This is a genomic window from Pandoraea nosoerga (assembly GCF_902459585.1).
GTDB classification, from domain to species: Bacteria; Pseudomonadota; Gammaproteobacteria; order Burkholderiales; family Burkholderiaceae; genus Pandoraea; species Pandoraea nosoerga.
The window spans coordinates 1-832 of the sequence record NZ_CABPSC010000038.1 but is presented as its reverse complement, the minus strand read 5'-3'; the positions used below and the strand labels follow the sequence as shown (position 1 = coordinate 832).

Annotated in this window: 2 protein-coding genes; both read right to left on the bottom strand. The window is 66.8% G+C overall.

The genetic code is table 11. The features are described 5' to 3' along the window. Positions 1-609: NAD(P)(+) transhydrogenase (Re/Si-specific) subunit beta (locus tag PNO31109_RS21795; RefSeq protein WP_174966502.1), on the bottom strand; the 609-nt coding region annotated here is incomplete at its 3' end. A gap of 1 nt (position 610) precedes the next feature. After that, the coding region (locus PNO31109_RS21790; RefSeq protein ID WP_150557517.1) for a proton-translocating transhydrogenase family protein at positions 611-832 on the bottom strand (222 nt) is incomplete at its 5' end.

Genomic DNA, 832 nt, shown 5'->3' with positions numbered 1-832 from the left:
CCAGCTCTGCGACAGGAAGAAGATGACGCCGAAGCCGAGCATCGCGATGGCGAGCAGCAGGTTGACGGTGTGCTGGCCGGTGTAGACGACCGGCGCGCCCTGGAACAGCCGGAACTTGTACTTGCCCGAGAGCTTGCCGAACGCGATGACCGAGCCCGAGAACGTGATCGCACCGACGAACGTGCCGATGAAGAGCTCGATGCGGTTGCCCGCGGGCAGCGACGTCTCGCCGGCCGGCACGATGCCGAAGGCGGCCGGCTCGGCGACTGCCGCCACGGCGATGCACACCGCCGCCAGGCCGATCAGCGAGTGCATGGCGGCCACGAGTTCCGGCATCTTGGTCATCTCGACCTTGCGCGCGACATACGCGCCGATACCGCCGCCGAGGACCAGCCCCGCGAGAATCAGGCCGAGGCCCGAGTAGCCGCCGCCGGAGAGCCTGCGCAGCTCGAAGATCAGCGCCACGGTCGTGAGCGCGGCGATCGTCATGCCGATCATGCCGAACGCGTTGCCGCGTCGCGCCATCTTCGGGTTCGACAGGCCCTTGAGCGCCTGGATGAAACAGATCGACGCGACCAGATACAGCAGCGTCACAAGATTCATGCTCATGTCAGTGCGCTCCCTTCGTCGCGTCGTCGTTTGCCGCCCTGGCCGGCGACTTGTCTTTCTTCTTGAACATCTCCAGCATGCGCTGCGTGACGAGGAAGCCCCCGAACACGTTCACGGCCGCGAGCGCCACGGCCACCACGCCCATCGTCTTGCCGAGCCCGCCTTCGGTGAGGCCGGCCGCGAGCATCGCCCCGACGATCACGATCGCCGAGATGGCGTTGGT